Below are 16,472 nucleotides of genomic sequence, written 5' to 3' on the forward strand. Positions count from 1 at the left end.
AGCCCGGATTAACCGTAACGGCCGGTAATATAATCTTCTGTTTGTTTTTTACTTGGGTTGGTAAAGAGTTCATCAGTGGCACCAAACTCTATTAATTCGCCCATATACATAAATGCAGTGTAATCAGATACCCGCGCCGCTTGCTGCATATTATGAGTCACGATAACAATCGTATACTTTTCTTTCAGTTCGTAAATCAACTCTTCAATTTTTAATGTAGAGAGTGGATCCAGAGCCGAGGCCGGTTCATCAAGCAGCAAGACTTCGGGTTCGATAGCAATAGCACGGGCTATCACTAGACGTTGCTGCTGACCACCTGACATACCCATCGCTGAGTCGTGAAGACGATCTTTCACTTCATCCCATAAGGCGGCGCCTTTTAATGATTTTTCGACCACTTTATCTAAAGTAGAACGATCATTGACACCTTGCAGACGCAGACCATACGCCACGTTTTCATAGATAGACTTAGGAAATGGATTGGGTTTCTGAAATACCATTCCGACCTGACGGCGTAAATCCGCCACATTCACTGAGGGTGAATTAATTTCCATCTTATCAAGCAATAATTGACCTTCCATCCTGACAGAGTCAATCAGATCGTTCATACGGTTAAAACAGCGTAATAACGTTGATTTACCACAACCACTGGGGCCGATAAACGCGGTCACTCGATTTTTTGGAATCTGCATATTGATATTGTGCAGAGCCTGTTTATCACCATAAAACAGGTTAAAGTCTTTGACTTGCAGGCACAGCGTTTCATTATCCAGGTTCACACGAGGCCCTCTTTGCATCGACTCAATATCAATGCCTCGCGATACATTTTTCTGTTCTTTGACTGCTTCCATCGTTTAACTCTCACTTGCTTTATAAGTTTCTCGCAGACGATTACGAATACCAATCGCTGCCAGGTTCAGCACAACAATAATCAATACCAATAAAAATGCCGTGGCATAGACCAACGGTCTGGCGGCTTCAACGTTCGGGCTTTGGAAACCCACATCGTAGATATGGAAACCCAGGTGCATAAATTGACGATCTAAATGCAGGTATGGCGCAATATTATCAATCGCCAGTGACGGTGCCAGTTTCACCACCCCAACCATCATCAACGGCGCCACCTCACCTGCCGCCCTGGCGACAGCCAGAATCAATCCCGTCATCATTGCTGGTGCAGCCATTGGCAATACTGTTCGCCACAAGGTTTCTGCTTTTGTCGCCCCAAGCGCCAGACTACCTTCACGAATCGCTCTCGGAATACGCGACAAGCCCTCTTCCGTTGCGACAATGACCACCGGCACAGTCAAAATCGCTAAGGTTAACGAGGCCCATAATAAACCTGGTGAACCAAAGGTAGGGGCTGGTAGTTTGGCCTGGAAGAAAATCTCATCCACGCTACCACCGATGAAATAAACAAAAAAACCAAGACCAAATACACCATAGACGATTGATGGCACACCAGCCAGATTATTGACCGCGATACGAATCAATCGAACCACAGCACCTTGTTTGGCATATTCCTTTAGATAAACAGCTGCAATTACCCCAAACGGCGTGACCAGTACAGACATGATCATCACCATCATGACTGTACCGAAAATCGCCGGGAAAATACCACCTTCCGTGTTTGCTTCACGCGGCTCGCCTGACACAAACTCCCAGGCATTGTGGAAATACTGGCCCAGCTTCTGTAGCGTAGTCATCGCATTCGGTTTATATGCCTGAACGATTTTTGCCATTGGTATTTCGGCTTCACGGCCATCAGAAATCTTGACGGTGATTTGATCGCGATTCAGCTCTGAATATAATTCATCTAACTGTTCACGAATTTTTGCATAACGTGTATTGAGTTGTTTACGTTCCTCTTCAATTTCCAGATACGGCGCCGTGCCTTTTTCAACCTTATCGAGCTCTAAGCGACGCTGTTCAATTCGCAGCTCTTCAAGACCATGATTGATCTTGCCAATATCTGACTTTTCGATATCTTTTATCTTGTTATATAAAGCATTACTTCGTGCCAATCGTTGCTGAAATGCATCCCAGGCCTGTTCACCCTCAGCGACAACTTCACCCTGTTGTTTAACATTGACCAGATAACCATAAAAGTTGCCCCATTCACGTCGCTCTATCGACATCAGGCCGTCAGGTTTTTGTGTGTCTTCAATCCAGGGATCGTTAATCCAACGAAAATCGAGACCAAAAAAGTCACGATTGCCTATCTTTAATAAGGTTCGATTGGCTGTTTCCTGGCCTTCGGGTAAATGCACACCTGATAAAGCCAAACGAGCGGCAGGCACCGTTTCATGATCCACGCGTTCGCCCACCAGCATGATTTTTTCTTCGCCGGGTTCGGCATAGGTCAGCTCAACGATATCAGCAGGCCAGAAATGGCTCAGGCCTCTCACGGCGATCAAACCAATCAAGCCGACGACCATCACCAGACTGATACTGACCGCGCCGGCATTTAACCAAACCCAAGGTTTACCGCTATCAAACCAGATTTTCATTGAAGAACGTTGTTTCATTCTATATTCCTAACTACAGCGAGCTGTATTTATTACGTAAGCGCTGGCGCACAATTTCAGCAACGGTATTCAACACAAATGTCGCTAAGAACAATACCAATGCCGCCAGGAACAATACGCGATAATGCGAACTAGCCACTTCAGCCTCTGGCATCTCTACAGCGATATTGGCGGATAACGCTCTGAAGCCTTCAAAGATATTGAAGTCCATAATCGGCGTATTACCTGTCGCCATCAATACAATCATCGTCTCACCGACAGCACGGCCTAAACCAATCATCACCGCCGAGAAGATACCTGGGCTCGCCGTCAGCAGCACCACTCGCGTCATGGTTTGCCATGGGGTTGCACCTAAAGCTAATGAGCCAATCGTCAGATGTTTCGGCACACCAAAAATCGCATCTTCGGTAATGGAGAAAATCGTCGGAATCACCGCAAAGCCCATAACCAATCCGACTACCAGCGAATTGCGCTGGTCATAATTAATACCGATATCATTTAAAAATTGCGGCATATTGCCATCAAATAACCACAACTCAATCGCACCACTGGTCGCCATCGAGACATAACCGACTAACAACACAATTGGAATCAACACCGCCGGCTCCCAGCCATCAGGAATGCGTTCACGCCAGGCTTTAGGTAATTTTGTCCAACCCCAGGCAGTCAAAATAATCATCACCGGCAACATAAACAGTAATGTGAACACACCAGGCAAATGGTCTTCGACTAATGGTGCTAACCATAAACCCGCGAGGAAACCTAAAATAACCGTTGGCAAAGCCTCCATAATTTCGATGGTCGGTTTCACAAAGCTACGCATTCTGGGCGACATAAAATAGGCGGTAAAAATTGCGCCCATAATCGCCAGAGGAACAGCTACCAACATCGCGTAGAAGGCCGCTTTGATGGTGCCGAATGTCAGTGGCGTTAAACTAAATTTAGGTTCAAAGTCATTACTGGCTGACGATGACTGCCAGATATATTCAGGCTGATCACGACTTTCATACCAAACCTTTTCCCATAAGGAATGCCAGGAGATGTCCGGGTGTTCATTACGAATATCCAGTAACTTCACGTCACCATTATCAGTCATGCTGATAAGACCATTTGCCCTTGGTGAGAGGCCAATAACCGCTTCGCTGTCCACATACGGTTCAACCAATAACGTCCGGTGAGCCGTGGTGTGATAAATCCCCAAATGTCCGGTTTTATCCAGGGTTAAAAAGCCTTTACGGGCTTGCTCTGGTGCAATGGCAATAATCGGGCTGCTCTGAGCATTAAAACTACGCACATTATGTAAGGTGTAGTTATTGTCTTTGTCTCTGACCGGAAACCATTGATCAATCTGACCATCACTACGTCCCACCAGAATAGAAATACCACCTGTCAGAAATTCAAAGCTCGTAATATCCACGCCTGTGGGTACCGCTTTGATTTTCTGAATTAAACGTGGTTTATCCAACTGCTGAACATCGTAGTAGTAGATAAAGCCCGTATCATCGGCCAGATAAAGTTCACGTTGATCAATATCCAGTTTGACCTGAGTCAGCTCACTGACATCCGATAAGGGGATCTCGTGCTTTTCTTCTTTAATGGTAAATTGCGTGTCATCAAGAAAATCAGCTTCTTTCTCAAAGCGTTTCAGTATTAAACGCTTGTCCTCGGTATAAGCAATAAACGTCGTTTTGTCTTCATAACTCTGAACAGAAAGCAGATTGATTGACTTGCCTTGATCGTCAATCACAACATGTTTTTCACCCAATGGATAAGTGACTTCTGGCACGATAACGCGTTGCGTTCCCGTTGGATAAGTCACTTTGTATTTTTCTTTAATGACTAAAGCACTGCCATCATTAAAACCATAACTAAACACACCTGTCGTTGCGGCACCGGCACTGACAGTACTGATGGTTTTTCCCGCCAACGGCAGTGAGGTTTCGGTCATTGTTTTGCCGGTTTTGGCATCAAAAAAACGCACCATGCCGTTAGCTTCGACAGCCATGGCCACCGTGTTGTATTCATTCAGGGATAAAAAGGTAGGTTGTTTAAAATCGCTGTGATATGTCGCTTCTGTTTTAAGGCTGGCTCCCTGAAACAACGGCATAACCACATAGAGCAGATAGAAGAAAATCAGTACGATGGCCAGGATGACTGAAATACCACCCACTGCCACACCATATTTGGCAACACGATCTTTCACCTCACGCCATGCACGCCTGCGATTTGCCACTTTGGAACCGGGCGCAGGTAATACACTATCTTCGACTGTTTGTTCTTGCATCTAGCAATACCACTTCATTTATTTTTCAGCTTTATTTATTGCTAAACATACTGACTTAGAGTGTTTTTAGCGATAAATTTAGAAAAAACGCCCCGTAAAAACGAGGCGTCTTCCTGATCATGACAAATGCTGTTTTATTGCAGCTTTTGCAGTTCTTTTTCTACAACTGAGTCTGGAAGTGGAATATAGCCATCTTTAACGACTACTTTCTGACCCACTTTAGACAGAATCATTTTAATGAATTCACGATCAATCGGCGCTAATGGTTTGTTAGGCGCTTTGTTGATGTAAACGTATAAGTAACGTGAAAGCGGGTAAGAACCATTCGCTGCATTATCTAATGTTGCAGGAATCATTTTACCGCCTTCTTCTTTAGCTAAAGCAAGTGCTTTAACACCAGACGTTTTATAACCGATACCTGAGTAACCAATACCGTTAAGCGATTTTGTTACACCTTGAACAACAGATGCTGAACCTGGTTGCTCATTTACGCTGTTTTTGTAGTCACCTTTACATAAAGCGTGATCTTTAAAGTAACCATAAGTACCGGAAACAGAGTTACGACCGTACAGTTGGATGTTACCTAAATCCTGACCTAGCTGTTTCCAGTTAGTAATGTCTTCTGGGTAACCACAGGTGCGGGTTGCAGAGAAAATCGCATCCACTTGAGGAATGGTCAGACCATCAATTGGGTTGTCTTTGTGCACATAGACAGCCAAGGCATCGATAGCAACACGAATTGGGGTGGCTTTGTAACCATATTTCGCTTCAAATGCCGCGTCTTCTTTATCTTTCATTTTGCGGCTCATTGGACCAAAGTTAGAAGTACCTTCAGTCAATGCAGGTGGCGCAGTTGAAGAACCTGCAGCCTGAATTTGAATACTCACATTTGGGTATTCACGTTTGAACTCTTCAGCCCACATTGTCATCAAGTTAGCTAATGTGTCTGAACCAACACTCGATAAGCTGCCTGAAATACCGCTCACTTTTTCGTAGTCAGGTAAAGCAGGATCAATATCACCAGCGAATGTCAGCGGCGAGAAAGCCATCGTCATTGCAGCACCTAGCAGAGCAAGGTTTTTCTTGAACATAGTGTTCAACTCCCAAAAATTAAAAGAAAAAAGCAACGTTATTAACGTAAGCGCTAGGTAGTATGAGTTTAGCGTGTGACAAGGATATGAAAAATATATGACAAAGAGATGACAGAGACATTTTTTCTTTGTTTAACGGGCATTTATACCGGGATTTTCTCCACTGCTGCTGTCTCAGGAAAGCAACATTTAAAACTGCTACCTTTGCCTAACTCGCTAGTGATAATCAGTCTTGCGCCATGTCTTTGCAGCACGTGTTTAACGATCGCTAAGCCCAGCCCTGTGCCGCCAGCATCACTACTACGACCTTTATCAACACGGTAGAAACGTTCCGTCAGCCGATCTAAGTGATGAGCCGCTATACCTTCCCCTTCATCCGTTACTTCAATGCAGACGCCATCATCTGTTTCGCGCCAGCTGAGTGTGACCTTGCAACCCGCAGGAGTATATTTCACCGCATTGAATACCAGATTAGATATTGCACTTCGTACTTCACCCAAATCACAAATCAACCATTTATCTGTTTCCAGATTGAGACTGAACTGATGCTCATGGTAGTGCTCCAATGCCTTGGCATCCTCAATGATCGAATGCAGCAACTTGTCCACATCCGTTGGAATGCGACGTAATGATTTTTCTCCAGTCTCCAACTGAGATAAGACCAATAAATCCTTAATCATCAAATGCATACGTTCACTTTGCTGACGCATTGCTGGCAGAGCCATTTTCCACTGTTCCGGATCGGTATCTTCGGTAAACGCTTCCAGATAACCTCGTAAAACGGTTAGAGGTGTTTTTAGTTCATGCGAAACATTAGCAACAAAGTCACGACGCATACGCTGAAGTTTGATGGTCTGGGTAATATCACGGGCAATCAATAAGCGGCCCGAGCCCATGTAGTTCACCAGCTTGACTTCCAGCTGCACATCTTCATTCAGCGGTGATTTGACCGTCGTCGTGCCGCCGAGGTGGATATGATTTTCCAGTAAGTGCTGAAAAGCAGGTTCACGAATGAGATTATTGATCCTGACATTGTTATCCCGGGGCCAGCGTACGCCTAATAACTCTCGAGCGGCCTGATTTGCCCAATCCACTTCACCAAACTCACCCAAGACAACGATGCCATCCGGTAAGGCGGCTGTTGCTGATTGAAAGCGTTTAAGGTATCCGGTTAGTTTTCTTTTCCGATTACTATTTTGTTGACGCATCTGCTCAATCTGACGACAGACATCATCAATGACCCCTTCCGCACTGGGCGAGCGACGTTTTTTGGGTTTTTGTAACCAATACCAGAGTTTGTACCAGTTATGCTGAAGCCACAAAGCATAGGCCAAAGTGGCAACAAACATAAACGCCATCATTTGACCAAATAACAGCCCGACAAAACCTGCCAGACTGACTAGTGTCAGTAGCCGCCAATTATCCCATTGCATATTTCAGTTCGCTTAATCGACTGAAAAACGGTATCCAACACCTCGAACGGTCTGGATAAATTGATCATGGCCTGTTGGCTCAAGTGCTTTGCGCAAACGACGTATATGGACATCCACGGTACGTTCTTCAATGTACACGGTATCGCCCCAGACATAATCCAGTAACTGTGAGCGACCATATGCGCGTTCAGGATTTTTCATGAAAAAGTGTAATAAGCGAAACTCGGTAGGCCCTAATTCAACACGCACATCATCAACAGTGACACGATGACTTTTTGTATCCAGCACTAAATTGCCAAACTGGAGTTTCTGAGCATCTTCATTTTCTGGCGGCTGGCAGCGACGTAATACTGCTTTAATACGAGCGATAAGCTCAGGTGGTGAAAAAGGTTTATTGACGTAATCATCAGCCCCAACAGCAAGACCTTTGACCATGTCTTCGCTTTCACCTTTGGCAGTGAGCATGATGACGGGAATATTGGCCAGAAACTCGTTAGCACGCAGACGACGAATAAACTCAATGCCATCAATGCCAGGTAACATCCAGTCGAGTAAAATCATATCGGGTTGGTTATTTTTTAATAAGTCCAAACCAGATTCTGCATCACCAACCGACTCGCAGGTCAGACCGGCCTGTTTCAGGGTGAACGTCAACATATCCCTGATGGCGACATCATCTTCAACCACTAATACGCTTGTAGCCATAAATTCATCCCAGTATTTCTTCAATCATAGTCCAAGTATCTTACCTCTGAATTATGACAATTTCGTAACAACCGTGTTTTTATTACCATTGCAGGCTACTTTATAGACTATCTGAAAAATATAAAGCCACAATTTCCGCTGGAAAATGTGGCTTTATGACAGTTTTATGTCAAAACATATGCCGTTGTTTTAACTCATAATTCCCTTAATCATATAAAACAACGATGCAGCTAATACTGCGGCGGCAGGGACAGTGATTAACCAGGCTGTAACAATTTTTTTAACAATATCGCGTTTGACGTAAAGACTTTTCTTTTCTTTCTTCAATACTTTTTTGGCTTTTTTGAGCGTGTCTTTTTCACGGTCAATTGAGCTATATAACTGAGTGATGCGCTGGTAATCAGCCGCTGACTTTTGTTTTTTATCGAGCAACATATTCAGCTCACTGCGTAATGCGCTTAATAAACGTTTTTCTTCCTGAATTTCTTGTTTATCTCGCTCAATTTCTTGCTTGAGGCTACTCGACTTATCCATCCATTCTCGCAAGAAACCAACACCAAAAACACCGCCAATGGCAATATGCGTTGAGCTGACCGGCAACCCTAACTGGCTGGCGATAATGACCGTGATAGCGGCTGCCATCGCAATCGAAAATGCACGCATTTGATCCAGTTCAGTAATTTCACCCCCCACGGTGCGAATCAAACGGGGACCATAGAGGCCAAGTCCAAGCGCTATACCAAAGGCACCGACAGCCATTACCCAGAAGGGTATGCCCGCTTTGGCATTAATACCGCCAGTCATCACAGCATCATGGATCGCTGCCAGCGGCCCGATTGCATTAGCCACATCATTCGCCCCATGAGCAAAACTCAATAAAGCCGCAGCAAAAATTAATGGGATGGTAAACAGAATATTGATGCTTTCACGATCGTTTTTCAGCTTGGGCAAACGACGGCGCAATGAGGCTTTGACTAAAAAGAAGGAAATAAAAGCGACGATCAAACCAATAGTTGATGCTTGCAACATGCTTGGTTTATCGACGATGTCGACGGTGAACAACCAGTCATTGACCAAGGTTAAGAACTTCGGCCAGATGTGTTTCAGGCCTTTTAAGACCAGATAAGTTACAAAAGCCCATGCCATGATCGATACATACACCGGTACCCATTTCAGCGAGGCGGCTATTTTGTTTTCCTGAAAGATAATGGTTTTTTTGATGGCAAACAAGAAAGCGGCGGCCACCACACCACCAATCACTGGAGAAATTACCCATGAGCCCACTATGGCGCCCATCGTTCCCCAGTTCACAATCTTAAACCCTGCTGCGGCAATACCTGCTCCCATCACACCACCGACAATAGAATGCGTGGTTGAAACAGGTGCGCGAGCAAATGTCGCCATATTTAACCAGAGTGCAGCCGCTAGTAACGCGGCCATCATTGCCCAGATGAAAGTATCACTCTCCTGACCAAAGGCATTGATATCGATGATGCCATTTTTAATCGTGGAAACCACATCGCCACCAGCAATAATGGCGCCGCTGGCCTCAAAAATCATCGCGATGACAATGGCACCAGTCATTGTCAAAGCCTTGGAGCCCACCGCAGGCCCGACATTGTTGGCAACATCATTGGCACCGATATTCATTGCCATATAAGCGCCAAAGACAGTGGCTATTGCCAGAAAGAGATTATTGGGAACGCCGCCACTGGTAACAAAGCTGTAGCCGAGCACGGCCACCATAAAAAAAAGGGCCATGCCGATTCTGGTTAGTTCAGCATGACTCTTCTTATAGGCTTGTTTTTCAATTTTATGGATGTCTTTTATTTCCACGATGATTCCGTTAATAACTACCCAAAACGGCGCAATTATTACAGCAATGTGACATGAGGCATACCCCAGACAAGACCGATGTAACTATTGCCTGCTATGATTGTCTTGTTATACAACCTTCTGACAAGCATTTGAGACTGATGAAAAAATTTTTATTTTTTATATTACTGCTAACCGTTTTTAATGCACATGCGCGCAGCAGCCTGTTTGATGGTTTAGGTCTGGGCAGTGATGAAGAGGTCCCACCACTTGTCGAAGACGCTTTTCAATTCAGCGCAGAAGTCAATGATGCCAACAGCATTCTGGCACATTGGAAAGTACTCGATGGTAACTACCTGTACCAGAATAAAATTCAGTTTGAAGTGGTTGGTAATGACAACGTTAAGTTAGGCCAGATATCGCTACCCGCAGGCGAAAACAAGCAAGATGAAACCTTTGGTTTAGTGCAGGTTTATCATCATGATTTATCACTGATCATGCCCATTGAGCGCCCTGAAGGTCCAAGCACATTTACTCTCAAAGCACGCTTTCAGGGATGTTCAGAAAAATTTGGTATTTGTTATCCGCCTTCTGAGCAACAAGTTGATCTGGCTTTACCAGCCCTCAGCCAAGCCCCGCAACAAAAAGCGGATGATGCCAAACCCATTGCTAATCAACTCACCGAACAAGACCGTATCGCTCAGAAACTGGAACAGGAAAACCTAGGCCAAATCATTCTCGGCTTTATTGGATTGGGCCTGTTACTGGCATTTACCCCCTGTATCTTCCCGATGATTCCTATTTTATCCAGCATCATTGTCGGCGAAGGAGAACACATCACTACCCGCCGTGCTTTCACCTTGTCGCTTGTCTATGTTTTGGCGATGTCAGTGACATATACCATTGCCGGAGTGATCACGGGATTACTCGGTGAAAACTTACAAGCGATGTTTCAAAATCCATGGATAATCAGTGCATTCAGTGCCTTATTCGTTATTCTCGCTTTATCCATGTTCGGCTTATACGAGTTGCAACTGCCCCACACCGTTCAACACCGCCTACATCAACTCAGTCACAAGCAGCAAGGTGGCAAACTGATGGGAGTAGCGATGATGGGTTTACTGTCAGGCTTGATTGTTGGCCCTTGTCTGGCGCCACCGCTGGCGGGTACCTTAATTTTTATCGGCCAACATGCCGATCCCGTATTAGGCGGACTCGCTTTATTTGCGCTGAGTATAGGGATGGGTATACCTCTGCTTATCATTGGTACATCGGCTGGCAAACTGCTTCCTAAAGCCGGCAACTGGATGATGTTTATTAAATCGGTGTTTGGCGTCCTGCTATTAGGTCTGGCCATCTGGATGTTGGAACGCATCATCCCCGGTTGGCTGACGTTGATTCTTTGGGGCGGCTTATTAATTGTGACCGCCGTCTACCTTGGCGCATTTAATCATCTTGATATTGATGCCACGGATCTCAATAAACTTAGTAAAGGTGTCGGTTTAATACTCTTTATATACGGCGCAATGTTGATGATTGGTGGTGCGAGTGGCAGCCAAAATGTCTGGCAACCGCTTAAGGCGATGGCACTAAGCTCTGACAAGTCACTGGTGTCACAACACCTTACTTTTTCACGTATAAGCGATCTGAACGAACTGAATCGTCGACTGGCCAGCACAACACAACCGGTGATGCTGGATTTTTATGCCGACTGGTGTACCGAATGTAAAACGATGGAAAACACAACGTTTCAGGATCCTGAAGTCATTGCCGCAATGAAAAATTACACCTTGCTGCAACTGGATATGACGGAAAATACGCAAGTCCATCAGGATATGCTGAAATCACTGCGGGTATTTGGCCCTCCGACCATGTTGTTTTTCGATAAAACAGGCAAAGAACTAAAGCAACACCGGCTGGTTGGCTTTGTAAAAACCGATACCTTCTTGGATCACATTAAGCAGATTCAGCGCCAATAACAGAAAACTCCAGAAACCAGACTTTTCGGCGAAAATAGCAACAAAAAGCCGCTTTTTATTTCGATAAACTGGACATCATCAGTTTGCTGGTGCACAATTCCGCCTATTATCTTTGACCCGTAATTGAAGGATCGCAATGGCGAATATTGTTGTGCTTAACGGCCCCAATCTCAATCTGCTTGGGACACGCGAGCCTGAACATTATGGTGCTGACACGCTGGACAATGTTCAACAACGCCTGGATGCAATCGCAACAGATGCCTCACACCAACTCGATTTTTTTCAAACCAATGCAGAGCATCAATTAATTGAAAAAATTCATGCTGTCAGAGGTAAGGCTGATTTCATCATTATTAATCCGGCTGCATTCACACACACCAGTGTGGCATTACGAGATGCTTTATCCGCGGTCAAAATTCCTTTCATCGAAGTACATATTTCTAATATTCACGCACGCGAAACATTCCGCCATCACTCCTACCTGTCAGATATTGCAGTAGGCGTGATTTGTGGACTTGGCACCCAAGGCTACGAATTAGCTTTGGCATCTGCCATCAGACAACTCAACCCATAACGACTAAATATAAGGTTTTAGCATGGACATTCGTAAAATAAAAAAACTGATTGATTTGATCCAAGAATCTGACGTATCTGAAATTGAAATTTCAGAAGGTGAAGAATCAGTACGTATCAGTCGTAATCACCATTCTGCGGCTGTTTCTTACAGCGCTCCAGCACCTGCTCATTATGCTGCTCCAGCGGCAGCCCCTGCTCCAGCACCCGCAGTAGAAACAGCCAAAACGGTCAATGAAGCCAATGCTGTCCGCTCACCAATGGTGGGGACTTTCTATCGTTCATCATCACCTGAAGCCGCGCCATTTGTTGAAGTTGGCCAATCCGTATCTGCTGGTGATGTCATCTGCATCATCGAAGCGATGAAAATGTTCAACCAAATCGAAGCTGACCGTAGCGGAACAGTTAAAGCTATTCTGGTTGAAAACGGTGATCCTGTTGAATTTGACGAGCCGCTAGTCATTATCGAATAACAGTCACGCTGGCTATCTCAGCATAGCCATTGCTCACCCTGAATTGTGGATTAAAACCAAATTATGATCGATAAAATTGTTATTGCTAACCGAGGCGAGATTGCCTTGCGTATCTTGCGGGCATGTTGGGAGCTAGGCATCAAAACGGTTGCTGTTCACTCAACCGTAGACCGTGACTTAAAACACGTTTTGCTAGCTGATGAGACTGTTTGTATTGGCCCTGCCCCCTCTAGTGAAAGTTATCTCAACATCCCTGCACTTATCAGTGCTGCTGAAATTACAGATGCCACAGCAATTCACCCCGGTTATGGCTTTTTATCTGAAAATGCTGACTTTGCAGAACGTGTAGAAGAAAGTGGCTTTATTTTCATCGGTCCACGTGCTGATACCATCCGTCTGATGGGTGATAAGGTATCGGCAATTAAAGCGATGAAAGAAGCTGGTGTACCTTGTGTACCAGGCTCTGACGGCCCATTAGGTAATGATGATGAAACCAATTTACGTCTGGCACGTGAAATCGGCTATCCGATCATTATTAAAGCCGCCGGTGGTGGTGGTGGTCGTGGTATGCGCGAAGTTCACAGTGAAGCACACTTGCTGAACGCTATTGCCTTAACACGTAGTGAAGCAAAAGCAGCATTTGGTAATGGCATGGTTTATATGGAGAAATTCCTGGAAAATCCTCGCCATATTGAATTCCAGGTACTCGCCGATCAGCATGGCAATGCTATTCACTTAGGTGAACGCGACTGCTCTATGCAGCGTCGCCATCAAAAAGTTGTTGAGGAAGCTCCTGCTCCAGGCATCACCCCAGAAATGCGTGATCGTATGGGTAAAATCTGTGCGGAAGCTTGTGTGCGCATTGGTTACCGTGGTGCTGGTACCTTTGAGTTTCTCTATCAGGATGGTGAATTCTATTTCATCGAGATGAATACCCGTATTCAGGTAGAGCATCCGGTTACTGAACGTGTAACTGATGTTGATCTGCTGGTGCAACAAATACGCATTGCGGCTGGTGAACCACTATCTATTAAACAAGAAGATATTGTCATGCGTGGACATGCCATTGAATGCCGTATCAATGCTGAAGACCCTCGCACGTTTATGCCAAGCCCAGGACAAATTACGTCTTATCATGCACCAGGCGGTGCCGGTATCCGTATGGATTCTCACATTTATAGTGGCTACCGTGTACCACCAAATTACGATTCTCTGATCGGCAAACTGATTGCTTACGGTAAAACACGTGATATCGCGATTGCCCGTATGCAAACAGCCTTAAAAGAAATTGGTATTGAAGGCATTAAAACCAACGTTGAGCTGCAACGTGACATCATGGACGACACTCACTTCCAAACGGGTGGCACCAATATTCATTACCTTGAAAAGAAACTGGGCATGTAATCAACCATGGCCTGGATTCAATTTATTTGTAACACCACATCAGACAAGGCAGATGCCTTGTCTGATGCGTTTTCTGAGTGCGGTGCAGCGGCTGTCACATTTGAAGATGATGCCGATCAGCCTATTTACGAACCCGATTTGGGTACCACACCTTTGTGGACGGCAACACGCGTTGTTGCCTTATTTGATGCGGAAACCAATCCTGATGATGTCGACAAGATGTTATCAACGCTGGTAAACGATATGCCGCCATATCGTGTTGAAGCCGTTGAAGATAAAGACTGGGAAAGGGAATGGATGGATAACTTTCATCCTATCCAGTTTGGCGAGCGTTTATGGATATGTCCTAGCTGGCATACACCACCAGCACCTGATGCGGTCAATATTTTGCTCGATCCCGGTCTGGCATTCGGTACCGGTACCCACCCCACCACAGCCTTATGTCTGAACTGGTTAGACCAGGCAGATCTCAAAGGTAAATACGTGATTGATTATGGCTGCGGTAGTGGTATTTTGGCGATTGCTGCCGCCTTGCTGGGGGCTGAACGTGTTATTGGTGTCGATACCGATCCGCAGGCACTTGAAGCGACACGTGCCAATGCTGCACGTAATGGCGTCGAGATCGAAGCCTATTTGCCCGGTGACTGTCCGGATGAACCATGTGACCTATTATTGGCGAATATTCTGGCCGGCCCACTTCAAACCCTTGCGCCACGTTTTGCCAATCTGGCCAAACCCAGTGCGGAGCTGGTATTGTCAGGCATATTAGAGGTACAGGCTCAGGAAGTATCGGATAGCTATGCTGCATGGTTTGATATGCAAGCGCCTACCATCAAGGAAGATTGGACTCGATTAAACGGCACTCGTCATGCAAGGTAACACCCTCAGTATCGGGCCATACCGTTTGCCGAATAATTTATTTCTGGCGCCGATGGCAGGAGTGACGGATCGCCCATTCCGCCAGCTTTGTCGTCGACTTGGTGCGGGAATGGCGGTATCAGAAATGATTACCGCAAACAAAGCCTTATGGGCCAGCAAAAAATCTTTATTACGTGCCAACCATGCAGGTGAGCCAGAACCGCGTAGTGTACAGATTGCTGGTGCCGATCCCAAAATGATGGCTGAAGCAGCAAAACATAATGTCGATCAAGGTGCCCACATCATTGATATCAATATGGGCTGTCCTGCAAAAAAAGTCTGTAATGTGATGGCGGGTTCTGCTCTATTGCAGGATGAATCATTAGTGGCCAGCATCCTTGAATCAGTGGTAAATGCTGTCGATGTGCCTGTCACCCTGAAAATACGTACCGGTTGGGATAGAGATAATCGTAATGGTTTAATAATCGCCCGTATTGCCGAACAATCTGGCATACAAGCCTTAGCGATTCATGGCAGAACACGAGCGGATGCCTATAAAGGCGAAGCCGAATATGACACCATTGCAGAAATAAAAGCGGCTATTTCATCCATGCCAATTATTGCTAATGGCGATATAGATTCGCCATTAAAAGCAGCTGAAGTACTCAATAAAACTGGCGTTGATGGCTTAATGATTGGGCGTGCTGCCCAGGGTAACCCATGGATTTTTAGACAAATTATCCATTACCTTGAGCATGACAAACTGTTATCATCTCCTTCTGTTGCTGAAATTCGTCAAATCTTGATTGAACACCTGGAAAACCTGTACGATTTTTATGGTGATTTTTCTGGTGTCAGAATGGCGCGAAAACACATTGCCTGGTATAGCAAAGGCCTACGAAATGGTAATGCCTTCCGTCAGGAAATGAATTTGCTCGAATCACCGCAACAGCAGGTAGACTTTACACGTCAGTTTTTTGATCAACTACAAGAACAACAGGATATTCAAGCCGCATGACTCAACCGCTAGCCAAAGATTCAACTACATGCGCAGAGCTAGCTGTCGCCGCTGAGCAAACAGCGGCACCATTGAATGTGTGTGTGACGCGTGCACTGGCTGATTACTTCGAACAACTGGAAGGTCATCCTGCAGCCAACTTGTATGAAATGTTAATGACGGAAGTCGAAGTTCCCCTGCTCAAAGCCACCCTGGAACATACCAACGGCAACCAAAGTCGTGCAGCTGAAATTCTCGGTATTAACCGTGGAACATTACGTAAAAAGCTTAAGCAATACGGCTTATAAATCGAATTTTTTATCTCCTGGAAG

Annotated in this window: 14 protein-coding genes; 7 read left to right on the forward strand and 7 right to left on the reverse strand. The window is 45.3% G+C overall.

Features of this window, described 5'->3' with window-relative positions:
* Positions 1–8 precede the first annotated feature (8 nt).
* From pstB to QQL60_RS11485, 7 genes are all read right to left on the reverse strand, one after another.
* Positions 9–851 (reverse strand): phosphate ABC transporter ATP-binding protein PstB, encoded by an 843-nt coding sequence (gene pstB / locus QQL60_RS11455; RefSeq protein WP_284723374.1) that lies wholly within the window; start codon positions 849–851, stop codon positions 9–11.
* Between the two features lie 3 nt (positions 852–854).
* Positions 855–2,528 (reverse strand): phosphate ABC transporter permease PstA, encoded by a 1,674-nt coding sequence (gene pstA, locus QQL60_RS11460; protein ID WP_284723375.1) that lies wholly within the window; start codon positions 2,526–2,528, stop codon positions 855–857.
* 13 nt (positions 2,529–2,541) lie between these two features.
* Positions 2,542–4,812: an ABC transporter permease subunit gene (locus QQL60_RS11465; protein WP_284723376.1), complete on the reverse strand. Its 2,271-nt coding sequence runs from the start codon at positions 4,810–4,812 to the stop codon at positions 2,542–2,544.
* A gap of 134 nt (positions 4,813–4,946) precedes the next feature.
* Complete coding sequence (locus QQL60_RS11470; protein WP_007143991.1) at positions 4,947–5,903, reverse strand: PstS family phosphate ABC transporter substrate-binding protein; 957 nt, start codon at positions 5,901–5,903, stop codon at positions 4,947–4,949.
* Between the two features lie 143 nt (positions 5,904–6,046).
* Complete coding sequence (gene phoR, locus QQL60_RS11475) at positions 6,047–7,336, reverse strand: phosphate regulon sensor histidine kinase PhoR (protein ID WP_284723377.1); 1,290 nt, start codon at positions 7,334–7,336, stop codon at positions 6,047–6,049.
* Positions 7,337–7,348: 12 nt separating this feature from the next.
* Positions 7,349–8,041, reverse strand: coding sequence for a phosphate regulon transcriptional regulator PhoB (gene phoB / locus QQL60_RS11480; RefSeq protein ID WP_273178450.1), 693 nt, complete (start codon positions 8,039–8,041; stop codon positions 7,349–7,351).
* Between the two features lie 189 nt (positions 8,042–8,230).
* The gene (locus QQL60_RS11485) at positions 8,231–9,877 is read right to left on the reverse strand and encodes an inorganic phosphate transporter (RefSeq protein ID WP_284451544.1); all 1,647 of its coding nucleotides are present in this window, start codon (positions 9,875–9,877) and stop codon (positions 8,231–8,233) included.
* 140 nt (positions 9,878–10,017) lie between these two features.
* On the opposite strand from QQL60_RS11485, the gene dsbD reads away from it, so the two are divergent.
* The 7 genes from dsbD to fis all read left to right on the forward strand — a co-directional run bounded on the left by dsbD (position 10,018) and on the right by fis (position 16,448).
* Entirely contained in the window at positions 10,018–11,835 is a 1,818-nt protein-coding gene (gene dsbD, locus QQL60_RS11490; protein WP_284723378.1) for a protein-disulfide reductase DsbD, read from the forward strand.
* A gap of 136 nt (positions 11,836–11,971) precedes the next feature.
* Complete coding sequence (aroQ, locus tag QQL60_RS11495) at positions 11,972–12,409, forward strand: type II 3-dehydroquinate dehydratase (RefSeq protein WP_284723379.1); 438 nt, start codon at positions 11,972–11,974, stop codon at positions 12,407–12,409.
* Between the two features lie 22 nt (positions 12,410–12,431).
* Positions 12,432–12,881: an acetyl-CoA carboxylase biotin carboxyl carrier protein gene (gene accB / locus QQL60_RS11500; RefSeq protein ID WP_284723380.1), complete on the forward strand. Its 450-nt coding sequence runs from the start codon at positions 12,432–12,434 to the stop codon at positions 12,879–12,881.
* Between the two features lie 63 nt (positions 12,882–12,944).
* Complete coding sequence (accC, locus tag QQL60_RS11505; protein ID WP_273178455.1) at positions 12,945–14,285, forward strand: acetyl-CoA carboxylase biotin carboxylase subunit; 1,341 nt, start codon at positions 12,945–12,947, stop codon at positions 14,283–14,285.
* A 6-nt stretch (positions 14,286–14,291) separates the two neighbouring features.
* The gene (prmA, locus tag QQL60_RS11510) at positions 14,292–15,164 is read left to right on the forward strand and encodes a 50S ribosomal protein L11 methyltransferase (protein WP_284723381.1); all 873 of its coding nucleotides are present in this window, start codon (positions 14,292–14,294) and stop codon (positions 15,162–15,164) included.
* Positions 15,154–16,161: a tRNA dihydrouridine synthase DusB gene (gene dusB / locus QQL60_RS11515; protein WP_284451540.1), complete on the forward strand. Its 1,008-nt coding sequence runs from the start codon at positions 15,154–15,156 to the stop codon at positions 16,159–16,161. Before prmA ends, dusB begins: the two co-directional genes overlap by 11 nt.
* Entirely contained in the window at positions 16,158–16,448 is a 291-nt protein-coding gene (gene fis, locus QQL60_RS11520; protein WP_273178458.1) for a DNA-binding transcriptional regulator Fis, read from the forward strand. Before dusB ends, fis begins: the two co-directional genes overlap by 4 nt.
* The last annotated feature ends 24 nt before the right edge of the window (positions 16,449–16,472 follow it).

This window comes from Methylophaga thalassica (genome assembly GCF_030159795.1).
GTDB classification, from domain to species: Bacteria; Pseudomonadota; Gammaproteobacteria; order Nitrosococcales; family Methylophagaceae; genus Methylophaga; species Methylophaga thalassica.

Bases quoted from the DNA above. Each gene is read 5' to 3' on its own strand.
- pstB (WP_284723374.1), bottom strand. From the start codon at position 851: ATGGAAGCAGTCAAAGAACAGAAAAATGTATCGCGAGGCATTGATATT.
- pstA (WP_284723375.1), bottom strand. From the start codon at position 2,528: ATGAAACAACGTTCTTCAATGAAAATCTGGTTTGATAGCGGTAAACCT.
- QQL60_RS11465 (WP_284723376.1), bottom strand. From the start codon at position 4,812: ATGCAAGAACAAACAGTCGAAGATAGTGTATTACCTGCGCCCGGTTCC.
- QQL60_RS11470 (WP_007143991.1), bottom strand. From the start codon at position 5,903: ATGTTCAAGAAAAACCTTGCTCTGCTAGGTGCTGCAATGACGATGGCT.
- phoR (WP_284723377.1), bottom strand. From the start codon at position 7,336: ATGCAATGGGATAATTGGCGGCTACTGACACTAGTCAGTCTGGCAGGT.
- phoB (WP_273178450.1), bottom strand. From the start codon at position 8,041: ATGGCTACAAGCGTATTAGTGGTTGAAGATGATGTCGCCATCAGGGAT.
- dsbD (WP_284723378.1), top strand. From the start codon at position 10,018: ATGAAAAAATTTTTATTTTTTATATTACTGCTAACCGTTTTTAATGCA.
- aroQ (WP_284723379.1), top strand. From the start codon at position 11,972: ATGGCGAATATTGTTGTGCTTAACGGCCCCAATCTCAATCTGCTTGGG.
- accB (WP_284723380.1), top strand. From the start codon at position 12,432: ATGGACATTCGTAAAATAAAAAAACTGATTGATTTGATCCAAGAATCT.
- accC (WP_273178455.1), top strand. From the start codon at position 12,945: ATGATCGATAAAATTGTTATTGCTAACCGAGGCGAGATTGCCTTGCGT.
- prmA (WP_284723381.1), top strand. From the start codon at position 14,292: ATGGCCTGGATTCAATTTATTTGTAACACCACATCAGACAAGGCAGAT.
- dusB (WP_284451540.1), top strand. From the start codon at position 15,154: ATGCAAGGTAACACCCTCAGTATCGGGCCATACCGTTTGCCGAATAAT.
- fis (WP_273178458.1), top strand. From the start codon at position 16,158: ATGACTCAACCGCTAGCCAAAGATTCAACTACATGCGCAGAGCTAGCT.